Genomic DNA, 15,537 nt, shown 5'->3' with positions numbered 1-15,537 from the left:
ATGCGCGCCCAGTTCATTCTGTCGGAGATCGGTGTCGGTCTTCGCCGCAACCTGACGATGACCTTCGCGGTCATCGTCTCCGTCGCCCTGTCCCTGGCCCTGTTCGGCTGTTCGCTGCTGATGAGTGACCAGGTCAACTCCATGAAGGGCTACTGGTACGACAAGGTCAACGTCTCGATCTTCCTGTGCAACAAGAGCGACGCCGAGTCCGATCCCGCCTGTGCCAAGGGCGCGGTCACCACGGAGCAGAAGGAGCAGATCAAGACCGACCTGGAGAAGATGTCGGTCGTCGACACGGTGTCGTACGAGTCGCAGGACCAGGCGTACAAGCACTACAAGGAGCAGTTCGGCGACTCCCCGCTGGCCAGTTCGCTCACGCCGGACCAGTTGCAGGAGTCGTACCGCATCAAGCTGAAGGACCCGGAGAAGTACCAGGTCATCGCGACCGCCTTCAACGGGCGGGACGGCGTGCAGTCCGTGCAGGACCAGAAGGGCATCCTGGACAACCTCTTCGGGCTGCTCGACGGCATGAACTGGGCCGCGCGCTCCATCATGGCGCTGATGCTGGTGGTCGCGCTGATGCTGATCGTCAACACCGTGCGCGTCTCGGCGTTCAGCCGCCGGCGTGAGACCGGCATCATGCGCCTGGTCGGCGCCTCCGGCTTCTACATCCAGGCGCCGTTCATCGCCGAGGCGGCCGTGGCCGGCCTGATCGGAGGCCTGGTGGCCTGTGCCTTCCTGGTGGCCGCGCGGTACTTCATCATCGACCACGGCCTGGCCCTCTCCGAGAAGCTCGACCTGATCAACTTCATCGGCTGGGACGCGGTCCTGAGTACCCTTCCGCTCATCCTCGTCACCAGCCTGCTGATGCCTGCCCTGGCCGCTTTCTTCGCGTTGCGCAAGTACCTGAAGGTGTGACGCATACCAAGAGGGCCGTACGGTCAACCGACCGTACGGCCCTTCGCGTTGTCCTAGACTCACCGGCATGTCAGGTCGTGACCTGCTCTGTCAGCCCCGCCGCTTCGGCCGCGGGGCCGCCCTGACATTGGTGTTCGCGAGCGTGCTCGTCGCCGGTGCCGCGACCGGCTCGCTGCCGGGGGACGAGCGCGCGCCCGCCTCCGGCACGACGCCCTCCACGGCCCCCGTCGGCAGCCAGCAGGCGGTCGCCCGTGCCGCCGCCGAGGCCATGGCCGAGGGCAAGTCCCCCATCGAGGCCGCGCAACGCGCCGTCAGCCGCAGCGGCAACCGGTGGGACGCCGTCTACTCCCGGGGCGAGTACGAGGAGTTCGAGGAGGCCCTCGACGGCGAGTACACCGGCGTCGGCCTGTCCGCCCGCCGCGAACGGGACGGACGCATCGAGGTGACGGACGTGGCCGACGGCTCGCCCGCCGCCGGGGCCGGGATCCGCGCCGGGGACCGGCTGCGCAGCGTCGACGGGGAGAACGTCGACGGGCGTCCGGTCACCGACGTGGTCGCCCTGCTGCGCGGCGACGCCACTCACGCGGGCGCGGGCACACCCGTCCGCCTCGGTCTGCAGCGCGGCACGCGCGCGTGGACCGAGACCCTGTTCCGGGCCCGCCTCTCCACGGACTCCGTGACCGTCCGCACCCTTCCCGACGGCGCCACCATGATCAGGATCGCCGCCTTCACCAAGGGCTCCGGTGAGGTCGTGCGCGACGCCGTACGGGATGCTCCGGCCGCCTCCGGCCTCGTCCTCGACCTGCGCGGCAACTCGGGCGGCCTGGTCACCGAGGCCGTCACCGCCGCCTCCGCCTTCCTCGACGGCGGTCTCGTCGCCACCTACGACGTCGACGGCGAGCAGCTCGCCCTGCACGCCGAGCCCGGCGGCGACACCACCAGACCCCTGGTCGCGCTCGTCGACGGCGGCACGATGAGCGCGGCCGAGCTGCTCACCGGCGCCCTGCAGGACCGCGGCCGCGCGGTCGTCGTGGGCTCCCGCACCTTCGGCAAGGGCTCGGTCCAGATGCCCAGCCGGCTGCCCGACGGCTCCGTCGCCGAGCTGACCGTCGGCCACTACCGCACCCCGTCCGGCCGCGGCGTCGACGGCCTGGGCATCTCCCCCGACCTGGAGGCCGACGAGCAGGCCCTGGAGCGGGCCCGGACCGTCCTGAGCGGTCTGGGCCGGTAGCGCCCCGGTCGGTAATCGGCTTTCCCCGGACCCCCTCCGTAGTGCGAAAATGGTGGGCACTATGGCTAAGGAAAAAGGGCGCAAGCTGATCGCGCAGAACAAGAAGGCGCGGCACGACTACCACATCCTCGACACCTACGAGGCCGGTCTGGTCCTCACGGGCACCGAGGTGAAGTCACTGCGCCAGGGCCGGGCCTCGCTGGTCGACGGCTTCGTCCAGATGGACGGCAACGAGGCGTGGCTGTACAACGTGCACGTGCCGGAGTACAGCCAGGGCACCTGGACCAACCACAGCGCCCGGCGCAAGCGCAAGCTGCTGCTGCACCGCGCGGAGATCGACAAGCTGGAGTCGAAGTCGGGGGAGACGGGGCACACCATCGTGCCGCTCGCCCTGTACTTCAAGGACGGCCGGGCCAAGGTCGAGATCGCGCTGGCCAGGGGCAAGAAGGAGTACGACAAGCGGCAGACCCTGCGGGAGAAGCAGGACCGCCGGGAGGCCGAGCGCGTCATGTCGGCGGTGCGGCGCCAGCAGCGGGCTTGAGGAAGAATCTGCCGGCGGTGGGCGGCGTTGAACCCCGTGGGACGGCGGGGTGGCCGCCGGGAATACGGTGGCATCGGCGGAGGTTGATCCCGTACGATGGCATCTGCACCCCACAGCGGGTGCGGGGTTTGAAAAATCAACATGGGGATGATCGGTTTCGACAGCGGCTGTCGAAGCAGGGGAAGCGTGTCGAGGAAGCGGCCATGATCTCGTAAACCACAGGCCGAAAAAAATAATCGCCAACACCAAGCGCGATTCCTTCGCCCTCGCTGCCTAAGTAGCGACTCGCGAAGTGTCAGCCCGGGGCTGTTCCCGACCCGGATCCTGGCATCAGCTAGGGAACTAAACCTTGATCCCGGTCACGGGGTGAAGAGGGAAACCACACAGTGACTGAGCCCGTCGGAGACTTGTCCGCGTGATCTCCGGGGCCGAGAAAAGCACAGCGGACTGCACACGGAGAAGCCCTGGTTCCACACCGTTGGACGCGGGTTCGATTCCCGCCATCTCCACAATCTCCATGTGACGAGGGCCCGGTGGTGTACAACCACCGGGCCCTCGTCGTGTTTATGGGGTCCCACTCCATGTCGAGGGGTTGTTCACGGTTCTACGGTCCCTCCCCATGACACAGACCAGAGCCGCACACCCCCGCATCGCCGTCCTGGCGACCCTGCTGGTCGCCCTGATCGCCGCCGTCCTCACCCCGGGGCGGGCGTCGGCGGCCTCCCTCCAGGAGGTCACCGGATTCGGAACCAACCCCGGGGCGCTGAAGATGTACCGGTACGTGCCCGACGGGCTGCCCGCCGGGAGGCCCGTCGTCGTCGCGCTGCACGGATGCACCCAGAACGCCTCCGGGTACGGCACCGGCAGCGGCTGGCTCCAGCTCGCCGACCGCTGGGGCTTCTCCGTCGTGCTGCCGCAGCAGCAGAGCGCCAACAACCTCTCGTCCTGCTTCAACTGGTTCCAGGCCGGTGACATGGAGCGCGGCCAGGGCGAGGCCGCGTCCCTCGCGCAGATGGTCGACCGGCAGCTCGCCGACGTCTCCGGCGACCCCCGCCGCGTGTACGTCACCGGGCTGTCCGCAGGCGGCGCCATGACCGCCGTGATGATGGCGACGTACCCGGAGAAGTTCGCCGCGGGCGGTGTCGTCGCCGGGCTGCCGTACGGGTGCGCGCAGGCCGCCGGGTCGCCGTACGTGTGCATGTACGTCGGCGCCACGCAGACCGCCAGGCAGTGGGGCGACCGGGTGCGCGCCGCGCGGCCCGGGTACACCGGCCCCTGGCCGACGCTCACCGTCCTGCAGGGCACGGCCGACTACACCGTCAAGCCGGTCAACATGACCGACCTCGTCAAGCAGTGGACCGACGTGCACGGCGCCGACCAGACGGCCGACGTCAGCGACACCGTCGCCGGGTATCCGCACCAGGTCTTCCGGGACGCGGGCGGGCGCGCGGTGGCCGAGACGTACGCGATCACGGGAATGGGGCACGGACAGCCCGTCGACCCGGGGACCGGGAGCACGCAGTGCGGGACCGCCGGGGCGTACCTGCTCGACGTGAACCTGTGCGCGGCGTACCGGCTGGGGCTGACCTGGGGGCTGGGCTGACGCCGCGCACCGAACGGAACTCACTCGGAGGACTCGGCTGACGCCGCGTGCTGACGTGAGCTGACCCGGGGGCTGGGCTGACGCCGCGTGCCGAGTCGGGCTGAGCCGAGGGCTCGGACGACATCGCGTGCCGAGTCGGGCTGAGCCGAGGACTCGGACGACGGCCGGGGCGAGCCGATGTCCGCTCACGCCGCACGCGGTGCCGGGCTCGCCCGTACCGTCGGGCGGGGCGCGAGCAGCGTCGCCTGACGGTACGGGCGCGCGGTCCAGCTTGCGCATCGCCGGCTCCACCGCCCGCGTACCGATCTCCGCGGCCGGCTGCGCGACGGACGTGACCGGGACGCGGAACCGGCGCGGGCGGTCCGCTCGCCGACGGCCGGCCGGCGTCGCCGGATCGGTTCGACACACCTTGTCGAAGCGTTTCGACCGGCGAGGGCAAGGGGGTACCGCGGGCGCGTCAACGGCGTGCTCGGGAACTGAGCGTGATGAGGAGGGCCAGGGCGGCAGCGGTGACCGGTATGCCGAACCCGGTGACCGCCGAGGCGCGCTCCACCGTCCAGCCGCCGAGTGCGCTGCCGGCCGCGACGCCGCCCAGGAGGGCGGTCACGGCGAGGGTCATGCCCTCGTTGAGGCGGTCGGCGGGGGTGCGCTGCTGGACGAGCGCCATGCCGGTGACCATCGTCGGGGCGGTCGCCATGCCGGCCAGCAGCAGGGCGGGGGCGAGGAGCAGGAGCGACGAGGTCAGGGCGGCGGCCAGGAGAGGGAGGGTCATCAGCGCGGCCATGGCGGCCGTGCACCAGGGGAGGCGGCTCTCGGCCGGTCGCCTGAGCTTCAGCGTGCCGAAGAGCAGACCGGCCGCGCAGGAGCCCGCCGCCTGAAGGCCGAGCAGGACGCCCGCCGCCGTGCGATGGCCCCGCTCGTCCGCGAACGCGATCGTCACCACCTCCATCGCGCCGAACACCGCGCCGGTGGCCAGGAAGGCGGCGAGCAGCGACGGCATGCCCGGGGAGCGCAGGGGCGAGCGGGCCTTCGTGCGAGGCGCGACAGGGGGTTCCGTCGCGCGCTGGGCGGTGAACAGGAACATCCCGGTGAGCAGCAGCACGCCCCCGACCAGCGTGCCCGCCTCCGGGAAGAAGGTCGCGCAGAGGAAGGCCGCGAGCACCGGACCCAGCATGAAGCACAGCTCGTCGGCGGCCTGTTCGAAGGAGTTGGCGGTGTGCAGGGCGTCGGGGTCGCCCTCCAGGAGGTGGGCCCAGCGGGCGCGGGACATGCCGCCGATGTTGGGGGTGGTGGCGGTGGCGGCGTAGGCGGCGAAGAGGGTCCAGTCCGGGGCGTCGTAGTGCAGGCAGAGCAGCAGGGCCACTCCGCCCAGGGCCGCGAACAGGGTGGCGGGGACGGCGACGCGGGCCTGGCCGTGCCGGTCGACGAGGCGGGCGACCCAGGGGGCGACCAGCGCGGTCGCGGCGAGCCCGGTCGCGGTGACCGCGCCGGCGAGGGCGTAGGAGCCGCGGGCGTCGGCGATCATCACGACCGCGCTGACGCTGAACATGCCCATGGGCAGGCGGGCGACGAGGTTGCCGAGGGTGAAGGCGCGGGTGCCGGGGTGGGTGAACAGGCGGCGGTAGGGCCCCAGTCGGTGGTGGGTCGGCGTCGGGTGCGGCATGCGGCAACCGTCGCCCGTGAAAGATCACGAGGTCCAACACCTTCTCGGTACCGATTCACGCACCTGTGTTGTAAGTTCGCGCCATGTCCGCTCCCGCCCACCTCGACCCCCGGCTCCTGCGCGCCTTCGTCACGGTCGCCGAGGAACTGCACTTCACCCGTGCCGCGGCCCGGCTGTACGTCGCCCAGCAGGCGCTGAGCAGGGACGTGCGGCGGCTGGAGCGGGACTTGGGCGCCCAGTTGTTCGTGCGGACGACCCGGCAGGTGACGTTGACGGCGGACGGTGAGCGGCTGGTGCCGTACGCGCGCCGGGTGCTCGCGGCGCAGGAGGAGCTGCTCGCGGCCTTCGGGCAGGCCAGGCCGCTCCTCGTCGATCTGAACTCGCCGGGCCTCGGGACTCCGCGCCGGGTGCTGCACCGGGCCCGCGAACTCGCCCCGGAGCACGAGCTGATGGCCCGCTACGAGAGTGGGCTGACCGGGGCGGGGGCGGAGCTGCTGGCGGGGCGGATCGACGCGTCGTTCGGCCGGTTCGCGGGGCTGGACCCGTTCCTGCGGCGCCAGTTGGCGCACCGGATCGTCCGGTACGAGCCGATGGCGATCGTGCTGCCGGAGAACCATCGGCTCGCGCCGCTGGAGGAGGTGCCGCTGGCCGCGCTGGCGGGGGAGACCGTGTACGCGGGGGCCGGCAATCCCCGGACGCCGGAGTGGACCGACCTGGCACGGCGGCTGTTCGAGGGGCGGGACATCGAGGTCGCGGCGCCCCTGCCGCTGGCGGTGGGGGACGAGGAGTTCCAGCGGGTGATGGCCAGGACGGGGTGTCCGGTCCTCGCCGTGGTGGACTTCCCGCCCATGCCCGGGGCGGTGCGGCGGCCGCTGGTGGACCCCGTTCCCTTGTCGCCGGTGTCGTTGGTGTGGCGCAAGGGGCTGGCGCATCCGGCGCTGGAGGCACTGCTGCGGGCGGCCGCCGAGGTCGGTCGGGAGGACGGGTGGCTGCGCGTGCCGGACGGCGGGTGGCTGCCCGAGGCGGACCGGTCCGCGTCCCACGGCTGAGGCGCCGGCGGCTTCGGGGGCCCGCACGCCTGTGACCGACTGCGGCGGCGCCGCTCAGGTGAACGAAGTGATCGGGGGACTTCGAGAGGGCCCCGCAGCCCCCACAAAGCTGCCCGGTCGGTGACCTCTCATCCCGTGTGCGCCGGGGGTGAGAGCAAAGTTCCTTTCCGGTCACCCAGTGCCACAGGCCGGAAACGCGCCCTCCCTACCTTCGGGACTCAGCCACTGAGAGCGGCACCACCGAGCCCGGAGCACCGTGGAGGCGTCATGACAGCCCCGAGTACAGCCCCCGCACCCAGCAGCAGGGGAGGCCGCTGGATCGAGCACTGGGATCCCGAGGACGAGACCTTCTGGCAGCAGACCGGGGAGAAGGTCGCCCGCCGCAACCTGCTGTTCTCCGTGCTGTCCGAGCACATCGGTTTCTCGATCTGGACCGTGTGGTCGGTCATGGTGCTGTTCATGGGCCCGGAGTACGGCCTCACCCCGGCCGACAAGTTCGTCCTGGTGTCGATGGCCACGCTGGTCGGCGCGATCGTCCGCGTCCCCTACACCTTCGCCGTCGCCGTCTTCGGCGGGCGGAACTGGACGATCGTCTCGGCGAGCCTGCTCCTCGTCCCCACCGTCGCCGCCTTCCTCGTGATGGAGCCGGGCACCTCGTTCACCACCTTCCTGGTCTGCGCCATGCTCGCCGGCGTCGGCGGCGGCAACTTCGCCTCCTCCATGACCAACATCAACGCCTTCTTCCCGCTGCGGAAGAAGGGCTGGGCCCTCGGCCTGAACGCGGGCGGCGGCAACATCGGCGTGCCGGTGATGCAGCTCGTCGGCCTGGCCGTGATCGGTGCGAGCGGTGGTCCGCGGGTGCTGCTCGGGATCTACATCCCGCTGATCGTCGTCGCCGCCGTGCTCGCCGCGATGTACATGGACAACATCGCGTCGCTGAAGAACGACTCCGGCGCCGCCAAGGAGGCCGTGCGGGCCGGCCACACCTGGATCATGTCCTTCCTCTACATCGGCACCTTCGGCTCGTTCATCGGCTACAGCTTCGCCTTCGGGCTGGTGCTCCAGACCCAGTTCGGGCGCACGCCGCTGCAGGCCGCGTACGTCACCTTCATCGGCCCGCTGCTGGGCTCGCTGATCCGGCCCGTGGGCGGCGCGCTCGCCGACCGGTACGGCGGCGCCAGGATCACGCTGTGGAACTACGTCGCCATGGCCGCCGCCACCGCCGTGATCGTCCTGGCGAGCATGCGGGAGTCGCTGCCCCTGTTCACGACCGCCTTCATCGCACTGTTCGTGCTGAGTGGCCTCGGCAACGGGTCGACGTACAAGATGATCCCCGGCATCTTCCAGAACAGGGCCCTCGCCATGGGGCTCGAGGGGGAGGCGGCCGCGGCCTACGGACGGCGGCTGTCCGGGGCGTCCATGGGACTGATCGGCGCGGTCGGCGCGCTCGGCGGGCTCGGCATCAACCTGGCCTTCCGGCAGTCGTTCCTGAGCGTGGGCTCCGGCACCGCGGCCTTCGTCGCCTTCCTCGCCTTCTACGGACTGTGCTTCGTGGTCACCTGGGCCGTATACCTTCGCCGCCCGGCCGGCCGGGCGGCGGCCGCCCACCCCGCCACCGAGGCGAAGCCGCAGCTCAGCTACGCCGAGGTGTGACGTAACACCGTCGACATCGAGCCGAACCGAGCCTGTCACGCGCCGTTGACAGGCTCGGTCGGCATGTAGGTGCAACGACTCGGGCGCGGGACGAGAGTTGGTTATGTACGAGCGACAGCAGCGAGCGGAACAAGCGGAGCGCGGGGCGCAGCACGGGCCCCTCGCCGGGTTCACCGTGGGTGTGACGGCCGCGCGCCGGGCCGATGAGCTCGGGGCGCTGCTCGGGCGGCGCGGGGCCGCCGTGCTGCACGCACCCGCCCTGCGGATCGTGCCGCTCGCCGACGACAGCGAGCTGCTGGCCGCCACCAAGGAACTCCTCGACCGGACGCCGGACGTGGTCGTGGCGACGACCGCGATCGGTTTCCGCGGGTGGATCGAGGCCGCCGACGGGTGGGGACTGGGGGTGGCGCTGCTCGACCGGCTGCGGGGCGTGGAGCTGCTCGCCCGGGGGCCGAAGGTGAAGGGCGCGATCCGGGCCGCGGGACTGACCGAGGACTGGTCGCCGTCCTCCGAGTCCATGGCCGAGGTGCTCGACCGGCTGCTGGAGGAGGGCGTCGACGGGCGGCGGATCGCCGTACAGCTGCACGGTGAGCCGCTGCCCGGGTTCGTCGAGTCGCTGCGGGCGGGCGGGGCCGAGGTGGTCGGCGTGCCCGTCTACCGGTGGATGCCGCCGGAGGACCTCTCGCCCGTGGACCGGCTGCTGGACGCCACCGTCTCGCGCGGTGTCGACGCCCTCACCTTCACCAGCGCCCCCGCCGCCGCGTCCCTGCTGTCCCGCGCCGAGGAGCGCGGGCTGCTGCCGGAACTGCTCGCCGCCCTCCACCACGACGTGGTGCCGGCCTGCGTCGGCCCGGTCACCGCGCTGCCGTTGCAGGCCCGCGGCGTGGACACCGTGCAGCCCGAGCGTTTCCGGCTCGGCCCCCTCGTCCAGCTCCTGTGCCAGGAACTTCCCGGCCGGGCACGCTCGTTGCCGCTCGCCGGGCACCGGGTGGAGATCCGCGGCCACGCGGTCCTGGTGGACGGCGAGCTCAAACCCGTGCCGCCCGCCGGGATGTCCCTCCTGCGCGCCCTGTCCCGCCGCCCCGGCTGGGTCGTCGCCCGGTCCGAGCTGCTGCGGGCGCTGCCCGGGGCCGGGCGGGACGAGCACGCCGTGGAGACGGCGATGGCCCGCCTGCGCACGGCCCTGGGCGCGCCGAAGCTGATCCAGACCGTGGTCAAGCGCGGCTACCGGCTCGCCCTGGACCCGGCTGCGGACACCAAGTACGCCGACGTCTGACGGCCGTACCGGACCAGCGCGCGGGTCAGGCAGGCCAGGGCGAGCGTCGAGAGCACGGCCCGCACGACGTTCCAGGCCGTCCACCGGTCCTCGAACCGCTCGCGCACGAGTGCGGGCGGGGCGCCGGACGAGGCGAGTCCGTCGTTGAGCGGGACGTTCACCGCGACGGTGACGAGGAGGGCGAGGCCGTACGCCACCAGCGCGGCCCACACCCACCACCGGCAGGGCTCGCCGCGCAGCCGCCAGGCGGAGACCCCGGTCAGCAGCGGCGCGCCGAGGAAGGCGAGCAGGAACACCGGGTTCTGGATCACGTCGTTGATGTTCCGCACGACCTCGACGTACACCGCGTCCTCGCTGCGGGCCAGAGCCGGCATGACCGCGCACGCGAAGACGGAGAAGACCCCGGCCATCAGGCCGGTGGCGATCGTGGCCGTGCCCAGGACGCACGTGTCGGCCGTACGCCGGCCTGTGCTGTTCCGCGTCATGCCCGTCAGTCAACGCCGCGGACCCGCCACGGGACATGGCCCACGCGCGCGTGCGCATACGCGGGCGTCCAGGAGCCACGGCAGCGGCCTTCCGGTTGCCGGAGCGGGCGGGCACATTGTGGGGGAACGGTTCTCCCGCCTGCCTTCAGGCGCGGGGGCGACCGCGCGACCGGCCACGGTGGCGCCGCAGACGGTCGGCGGCACATCGCGGCACTTCCAGCCGAGCGCTGAGGCGGTGACGCACGCATGGCACTGGATACGGGCACGCCCCTCCACGAGCTGCGGTTCGACGCCGGACGGGTCTGTCTGGACCTGCTCGCGACCACCCATCCCACGGAACGGCTCGGCTCGGTGGAGGTGCTGCGGGCCTGGATCACTGGCTCGGGGCTCGTCCCGCCGGGCACCCCCCTCGCGCACGCCGACGGCTCCTGGCTGGCGGACGTGCGTGAACTGCGGTGTTCCGTGGCTCACTTGGTGCACGGGAGACTGACGCCCACGGCACCGTCGTACGACCACGCGCTCACCCACGTCAACGCCACCGCCCGCACCGCGCCCCCGGCTCCGCGCGCCCGGCGCTGCCAGGACGGCACGCTGGTGCGCGAGTTGGCCGATCCGCCGCAGTGCGCGGCGCTGCTCGGCGCGATCGCCCGGGACGCCGTGGAGTTGCTCACCGATCCGGTGGCGCGGGCGAGCCTGCGGCAGTGCGCCGGGGACAACTGCCCCATCGTGTACGTCGACACCTCGCGCGGGCGGCGCAGGCGCTGGTGTTCCAGCGAGGTGTGCGGGAACCGGGAGCGGGTGGCCCGGCACCGGCGGCGTGCCGCGCTGTCGCAACCTTGACGGGCCGTCATGCGGCGTGTGCGGCACGGGCACTGACCCGGCGCCGCCGTGATGTTGGCAACACGCCGTTGCGGACTCCCGGCCCCTATTGCCGTCAACACCCGTGCTGATGTGGCGCAAATGTAAAGCTGATGCGGGGATAATGTGCGCCCATGTCCCTCTCGTCACGCCGGGACGAAGAAAACCGTCACCTCGCTTTGAACACGCGACGCCCTCCGTCCGTACCCCGTGGCGAGCGACCGACTGGGGGAACCCCCGGACACCGGAGGTGGGCGTGCGCAAGGATGCGGCCGTGGCCAATGAACGTGGATCGAGGGCCCGACATCGCATGTCCTCACAGCCCTCGGAACCTGACGAGGAGCTGATGCGTGCCCTGTACCGCGAGCACGCCGGACCTCTTCTCGCGTACGTCCTCAGGCTGGTCGCCGGCGACCGGCAGCGCGCCGAGGACGTCGTGCAGGAAACGCTCATCCGTGCCTGGAAGAACGCCGGTCAGCTCAACCGGGCGACCGGTTCGGTACGCCCCTGGCTGGTGACGGTCGCACGCCGCATCGTCATCGACGGCCACCGCAGCCGGCAGGCCCGGCCGCAGGAGGTCGACCCGTCGCCGCTGGAGGTCATCCCCGCGGAGGACGAGATCGACAAGGCGCTGTGGCTGATGACGCTGTCGGACGCGCTCGACGACCTGACCCCGGCCCACCGGGAGGTGCTCGTCGAGACGTACTTCAAGGGGCGTACCGTCAATGAGGCGGCCGAGACGTTGGGCATCCCCAGTGGCACCGTCCGCTCGCGGGTGTTCTACGCCCTGCGTTCGATGAAGCTGGCACTGGAGGAGCGGGGGGTGACGGCGTGATGAACACATACGGGGGATACGGAGCGGGGGGTCCGGGTATGTCTGGCCCCATGCAGGGATCAACGGGCCCGAACGAACACGAGACCGTCGGCGCCTACGCCCTCGGAATCCTCGACGACGCCGAGGCAACCGCTTTCGAGGCCCATCTCGCGACCTGCGAGTGGTGTGCCCAGCAGCTCGACGAGCTCGCCGGGATGGAACCGATGCTGGCCGCGCTCGCCGACCTCCCCGGCACCGGCACCCCCTCGATCGGCGAGTCGCTGTCCGCCAGGCCGAGCCCCCGGCTGGCGGAGAAGCTGGTCGACGAGGTCGCCGAACGCCGTGCCCAGAAGCGCCGCCGCGGCATGTACATGGTCGCGGCCGCGGCCGCCCTGATCGTCGGCGGCCCGCTGGTCTCCGTGGCGGCGACCGGCGGCGACGACTCCGGGGGCGGCAACCGGCCGCTCCAGGCGTCCAGCCCGGCCCAGGAGGCGTTCAGGAAGATGCCCGACCGGGTCACGGCGACCGATCCCCGGACCGCCGTCAGCGCCACCGTGGCCATGCAGGAGAAGGCCTGGGGCACCGACGCGGTCCTCGAGCTCAAGAACGTCAAGGGCCCCGAGAAGTGCTCGCTGATCGCCGTGGGCAAGAACGGCGAGCGGGAGACGCTCAGCAACTGGTCCGTCCCGAACTGGGGCTACGGCCTGTCCGGCGCCACCAGCGAGCAGGCCAAGAACCCGCTCTACATTCAGGGCGGCGCCGCCTTCTCCCCGAACGAGATCGACCACTTCGAGGTCATGACCTTCGACGGCGACCTGCTGGTGGAGATCGACGCGTAAGGCGGTACGACGACTGCTGCAAGCGGTTACGACACGAGCCCCGGGTCCGTCGGGTGACGGACCCGGGGCTCGTACGTAGCCTTCAGGGGTCCCTTTCGCGTACGGTGGACGGCTGCCCAGCACGTCAGAAGGGGGCCCGGTGGCCGCTCAGGCTCAACAGGAAACCGCGCTCGACCCCGCCCGGGACTCCGTACGCGACCGAGAGATCGGCGTGGAGCAGGAGCACCTGGACCGGGTGTACCGCCGCCTGGAGGAGAAGATCCACGAGGCGGAGTTCCTCATGCACGACGCGGCCCAGCGCGGTCACGTCGGCACGCCCGGCGCGCTCGCCGAGCGCGACGCCCAGGTCTTCCGGGCGGGCGTCCACCTGAACCGGCTCAACAACGAGTTCGAGGACTTCCTCTTCGGCCGCATCGACCTGCTGCCCGGCAAGGACGGCAAGAAGGGGCCCGACGGCGCCTACACCGCCGTGGAGCCGGCCGAAGGGGCCGTGCGGCCGGACAACACGGCCGACATCGCCGAGACCCTGCACATCGGGCGCATCGGCGTCCTGGACGAGGAGTACGCGCCGCTGGTCATCGACTGGCGGGCGCCCGCCGCCGCCCCCTTCTACCGCTCCACGCCGGTCGACCCCGGCCGGGTCGTGCGCCGCCGGGTCATCCGCTCCAAGGGCCGCCGGGTGCTCGGCGTCGAGGACGACCTGATGCGTCCCGAGCTCACGGCGTTCCTCGACGGGCACGCACTGCCCGTCATCGGCGACGGCGCCCTCATGGCCGCCCTCGGGCAGGCCCGCAGTCACACCATGCGGGACATCGTCGCCTCCATCCAGGCCGAGCAGGACCTGGTCATCCGCGCCCCCGCCGCCTCCGTGACGTACGTCGAGGGCGGCCCCGGCACCGGCAAGACCGCCGTCGCCCTGCACCGGGCGGCCTACCTGCTCTACCAGGACCGGCGCCGGTACGCGGGCGGCATCCTCATCGTCTCGCCGACCCCGCTGCTGGTGGCGTACACCGAGGGCGTGCTGCCCTCGCTCGGCGAGGAGGGCCAGGTCGCCATCCGGGCGATCGGCTCGCTCGTCGACGGCGCCGAGGCCACCCTGTACGACTCCCCGTCGGTGGCCCGCGCCAAGGGCTCGTACCGCATGCTCAAGGTGCTCCGGAAGGCCGCCCGTGGGGCGCTGGAGCCGAACGATTCACCACAGCGCCTGCGGGTCGTGACCTTTGGCCGGCGTCTCGAACTCCAGGCCGAGGAGCTGGGGCACATCCGGCGCACCGCGCTGGGCGGCACCGCCCCGGTCAACCTGCTGCGCCCGCGCGCCCGCAAGCTGCTGCTCGACGCCCTGTGGGAGCGGTCCGGCGCGGCCGGCCGGCACGCGGACCCGGAGCTGGCGGCCGAGCTGCGGTCGTCGTTCGACGAGGACGTCACCTCCGAGGACGACTTCATCGCCTTCCTCGACGCCTGGTGGCCGGAGCTGACCCCGCGGACGGTCCTGGCGGCCATGGCCGACGAGCGGCGGCTCGGCCGCTGGGCCCGGCGCATCCTGAACCCGGGCGAGGTGCGCAAGGTCGCCCGGTCGCTCAGGCGCGACGGCCACTCGGTGCACGACATCGCCCTGCTCGACGAGCTCCAGGCGATCCTCGGCGTCCCCGCCCGCCCGCGCAAGAAGCGCGAGCTGGACCCGCTCGACCAGCTGACCGGCCTGGAGGAGCTGATGCCGGTGCGCGAGGAGACGCAGCGGGAGCGGGCCGAGCGGCTGGCGCAGGAGCGCGTCGAGTACGCCCACGTCATCGTCGACGAGGCCCAGGACCTCACGCCGATGCAGTGGCGCATGGTGGGGCGCCGCGGCCGCCACGCCACCTGGACGGTCGTCGGCGACCCGGCTCAGTCCTCCTGGTCCGACCCGGACGAGGCGGCCGAGGCCCGCGACGAGGCCCTGGGCACCCGTCCGCGCCGCCGCTTCCGGCTCACCGTGAACTACCGCAACCCGGCCGAGATCGCCGAGCTGGCGTCGAAGGTGCTGGCGCTGGCCATGCCCGGCTCTGCGTCCCCGACGGCGGTGCGCTCCACCGGTGTCGAGCCGCGTTTCGTCACGACGCACAAGGAACACGTGGTGACGGCGGACGCAGAACACGGCCCGGAGGTGCGCGAGGACCTGGGACGGACCGTGCGCGAGGAGGCGGCCCGGCTGCTGGAGCGGGTCGACGGCACGGTCGGCGTGGTGGTGGCCATGAACCGGCGCGAGGAGGCCCGCCGCTGGCTGGCCGGGCTCGGCGACCGGGTCGTGGCGCTCGGCAGCCTGGAGGCCAAGGGCCTGGAGTACGACGCGACGGTCGTGGTCTCACCCGCGGAGATCGCCGACGAGTCGCCCGCCGGCCTGCGCGTGCTGTACGTCGCACTGACCCGGGCGACCCAGCAGCTCACGATCGTCTCCGGGGCGCGGGACGAGCCGGACGCGGCGGGGGTGCCGGACCTGCTCAGGGACTGATCCGGGAATCGAGTCCCGGGACGGGAATGGCCGTACGGGATCCGTTTGTTAGCCTGGGTGTGACACCGGCCCGATCCAAGCCCCCGGGCCCAACCTTCGTCGCTACGAGCGACCACTTGCCG

The 15,537-nt window shown here is 72.0% G+C and carries 13 protein-coding genes and 1 other RNA gene; 12 read left to right on the top strand and 2 right to left on the bottom strand.

What is annotated here, in order from left to right; translation table 11 throughout:
* The 5 genes from ftsX (at position 1) to IPT68_RS14370 (ending at position 4,293) form a co-directional block, all read left to right on the top strand.
* Positions 1–918 carry a permease-like cell division protein FtsX gene (gene ftsX, locus IPT68_RS14390; RefSeq protein WP_189699162.1) on the top strand — a complete coding sequence of 306 codons (918 nt, stop codon included), beginning with the start codon at positions 1–3 and terminating at the stop codon, positions 916–918.
* A 67-nt stretch (positions 919–985) separates the two neighbouring features.
* Positions 986–2,149 (top strand): S41 family peptidase, encoded by a 1,164-nt coding sequence (locus IPT68_RS14385; protein ID WP_189699161.1) that lies wholly within the window; start codon positions 986–988, stop codon positions 2,147–2,149.
* Positions 2,150–2,210: 61 nt separating this feature from the next.
* Positions 2,211–2,690 (top strand): SsrA-binding protein SmpB, encoded by a 480-nt coding sequence (gene smpB, locus IPT68_RS14380; RefSeq protein ID WP_189699160.1) that lies wholly within the window; start codon positions 2,211–2,213, stop codon positions 2,688–2,690.
* A 143-nt stretch (positions 2,691–2,833) separates the two neighbouring features.
* Positions 2,834–3,202, top strand: a transfer-messenger RNA (tmRNA) gene (gene ssrA / locus IPT68_RS14375).
* Between the two features lie 107 nt (positions 3,203–3,309).
* On the top strand, positions 3,310–4,293 hold the full coding sequence (locus IPT68_RS14370) for an extracellular catalytic domain type 1 short-chain-length polyhydroxyalkanoate depolymerase (RefSeq protein WP_189699159.1): 984 nt from the start codon (positions 3,310–3,312) through the stop codon (positions 4,291–4,293).
* 457 nt (positions 4,294–4,750) lie between these two features.
* Here IPT68_RS14370 and IPT68_RS14365 read toward each other — a convergent pair whose 3' ends face one another.
* Entirely contained in the window at positions 4,751–5,956 is a 1,206-nt protein-coding gene (locus IPT68_RS14365) for an MFS transporter (protein ID WP_189699158.1), read from the bottom strand.
* Between the two features lie 83 nt (positions 5,957–6,039).
* Here IPT68_RS14365 and IPT68_RS14360 point away from each other — a divergent pair, with 83 nt between their 5' ends.
* The 3 genes from IPT68_RS14360 (at position 6,040) to IPT68_RS14350 (ending at position 9,934) form a co-directional block, all read left to right on the top strand.
* Positions 6,040–7,005: a LysR family transcriptional regulator gene (locus IPT68_RS14360; protein ID WP_189699157.1), complete on the top strand. Its 966-nt coding sequence runs from the start codon at positions 6,040–6,042 to the stop codon at positions 7,003–7,005.
* Positions 7,006–7,272: 267 nt separating this feature from the next.
* Positions 7,273–8,658 carry a nitrate/nitrite transporter gene (locus tag IPT68_RS14355; RefSeq protein WP_189699156.1) on the top strand — a complete coding sequence of 462 codons (1,386 nt, stop codon included), beginning with the start codon at positions 7,273–7,275 and terminating at the stop codon, positions 8,656–8,658.
* Between the two features lie 103 nt (positions 8,659–8,761).
* Positions 8,762–9,934 carry a uroporphyrinogen-III synthase gene (locus IPT68_RS14350; protein WP_189699155.1) on the top strand — a complete coding sequence of 391 codons (1,173 nt, stop codon included), beginning with the start codon at positions 8,762–8,764 and terminating at the stop codon, positions 9,932–9,934.
* Here the strand turns inward: IPT68_RS14350 and IPT68_RS14345 are convergent.
* Positions 9,883–10,419 (bottom strand): anthrone oxygenase family protein, encoded by a 537-nt coding sequence (locus IPT68_RS14345; RefSeq protein ID WP_189699154.1) that lies wholly within the window; start codon positions 10,417–10,419, stop codon positions 9,883–9,885. The genes IPT68_RS14350 and IPT68_RS14345 overlap by 52 nt on opposite strands.
* Positions 10,420–10,665: 246 nt before the next feature.
* Here IPT68_RS14345 and IPT68_RS14340 point away from each other — a divergent pair, with 246 nt between their 5' ends.
* The 4 genes from IPT68_RS14340 (at position 10,666) to IPT68_RS14325 (ending at position 15,415) form a co-directional block, all read left to right on the top strand.
* A complete protein-coding gene (locus IPT68_RS14340) occupies positions 10,666–11,259 on the top strand; it encodes a CGNR zinc finger domain-containing protein (RefSeq protein WP_189699153.1) in 594 nt (197 codons plus the stop codon).
* Positions 11,260–11,527: 268 nt separating this feature from the next.
* Positions 11,528–12,112: a sigma-70 family RNA polymerase sigma factor gene (locus IPT68_RS14335; protein WP_030167252.1), complete on the top strand. Its 585-nt coding sequence runs from the start codon at positions 11,528–11,530 to the stop codon at positions 12,110–12,112.
* Between the two features lie 50 nt (positions 12,113–12,162).
* Positions 12,163–12,930 (top strand): anti-sigma factor family protein, encoded by a 768-nt coding sequence (locus IPT68_RS14330; RefSeq protein ID WP_189699152.1) that lies wholly within the window; start codon positions 12,163–12,165, stop codon positions 12,928–12,930.
* Positions 12,931–13,069: 139 nt separating this feature from the next.
* On the top strand, positions 13,070–15,415 hold the full coding sequence (locus IPT68_RS14325; RefSeq protein WP_189699151.1) for a HelD family protein: 2,346 nt from the start codon (positions 13,070–13,072) through the stop codon (positions 15,413–15,415).
* The last annotated feature ends 122 nt before the right edge of the window (positions 15,416–15,537 follow it).

It is taken from the genome of Streptomyces chromofuscus (assembly GCF_015160875.1).
GTDB lineage: Bacteria > Actinomycetota > Actinomycetes > Streptomycetales > Streptomycetaceae > Streptomyces > Streptomyces chromofuscus.
The sequence above is the reverse complement of the archived record's forward strand: the minus strand, read 5'-3'. Positions and strand labels throughout refer to the sequence as shown.

What these genes read in the sequence shown, in the direction of transcription:
- IPT68_RS14355 (WP_189699156.1), top strand. Translation starts at nt 7,273, where the DNA reads ATGACAGCCCCGAGTACAGCCCCCGCACCCAGCAGCAGGGGAGGCCGC.
- IPT68_RS14365 (WP_189699158.1), bottom strand. Translation starts at nt 5,956, where the DNA reads ATGCCGCACCCGACGCCGACCCACCACCGACTGGGGCCCTACCGCCGC.
- IPT68_RS14340 (WP_189699153.1), top strand. Translation starts at nt 10,666, where the DNA reads ATGGCACTGGATACGGGCACGCCCCTCCACGAGCTGCGGTTCGACGCC.
- smpB (WP_189699160.1), top strand. Translation starts at nt 2,211, where the DNA reads ATGGCTAAGGAAAAAGGGCGCAAGCTGATCGCGCAGAACAAGAAGGCG.
- IPT68_RS14350 (WP_189699155.1), top strand. Translation starts at nt 8,762, where the DNA reads ATGTACGAGCGACAGCAGCGAGCGGAACAAGCGGAGCGCGGGGCGCAG.
- IPT68_RS14345 (WP_189699154.1), bottom strand. Translation starts at nt 10,419, where the DNA reads ATGACGCGGAACAGCACAGGCCGGCGTACGGCCGACACGTGCGTCCTG.
- IPT68_RS14330 (WP_189699152.1), top strand. Translation starts at nt 12,163, where the DNA reads ATGCAGGGATCAACGGGCCCGAACGAACACGAGACCGTCGGCGCCTAC.
- ftsX (WP_189699162.1), top strand. Translation starts at nt 1, where the DNA reads ATGCGCGCCCAGTTCATTCTGTCGGAGATCGGTGTCGGTCTTCGCCGC.
- IPT68_RS14370 (WP_189699159.1), top strand. Translation starts at nt 3,310, where the DNA reads ATGACACAGACCAGAGCCGCACACCCCCGCATCGCCGTCCTGGCGACC.
- IPT68_RS14385 (WP_189699161.1), top strand. Translation starts at nt 986, where the DNA reads ATGTCAGGTCGTGACCTGCTCTGTCAGCCCCGCCGCTTCGGCCGCGGG.
- IPT68_RS14360 (WP_189699157.1), top strand. Translation starts at nt 6,040, where the DNA reads ATGTCCGCTCCCGCCCACCTCGACCCCCGGCTCCTGCGCGCCTTCGTC.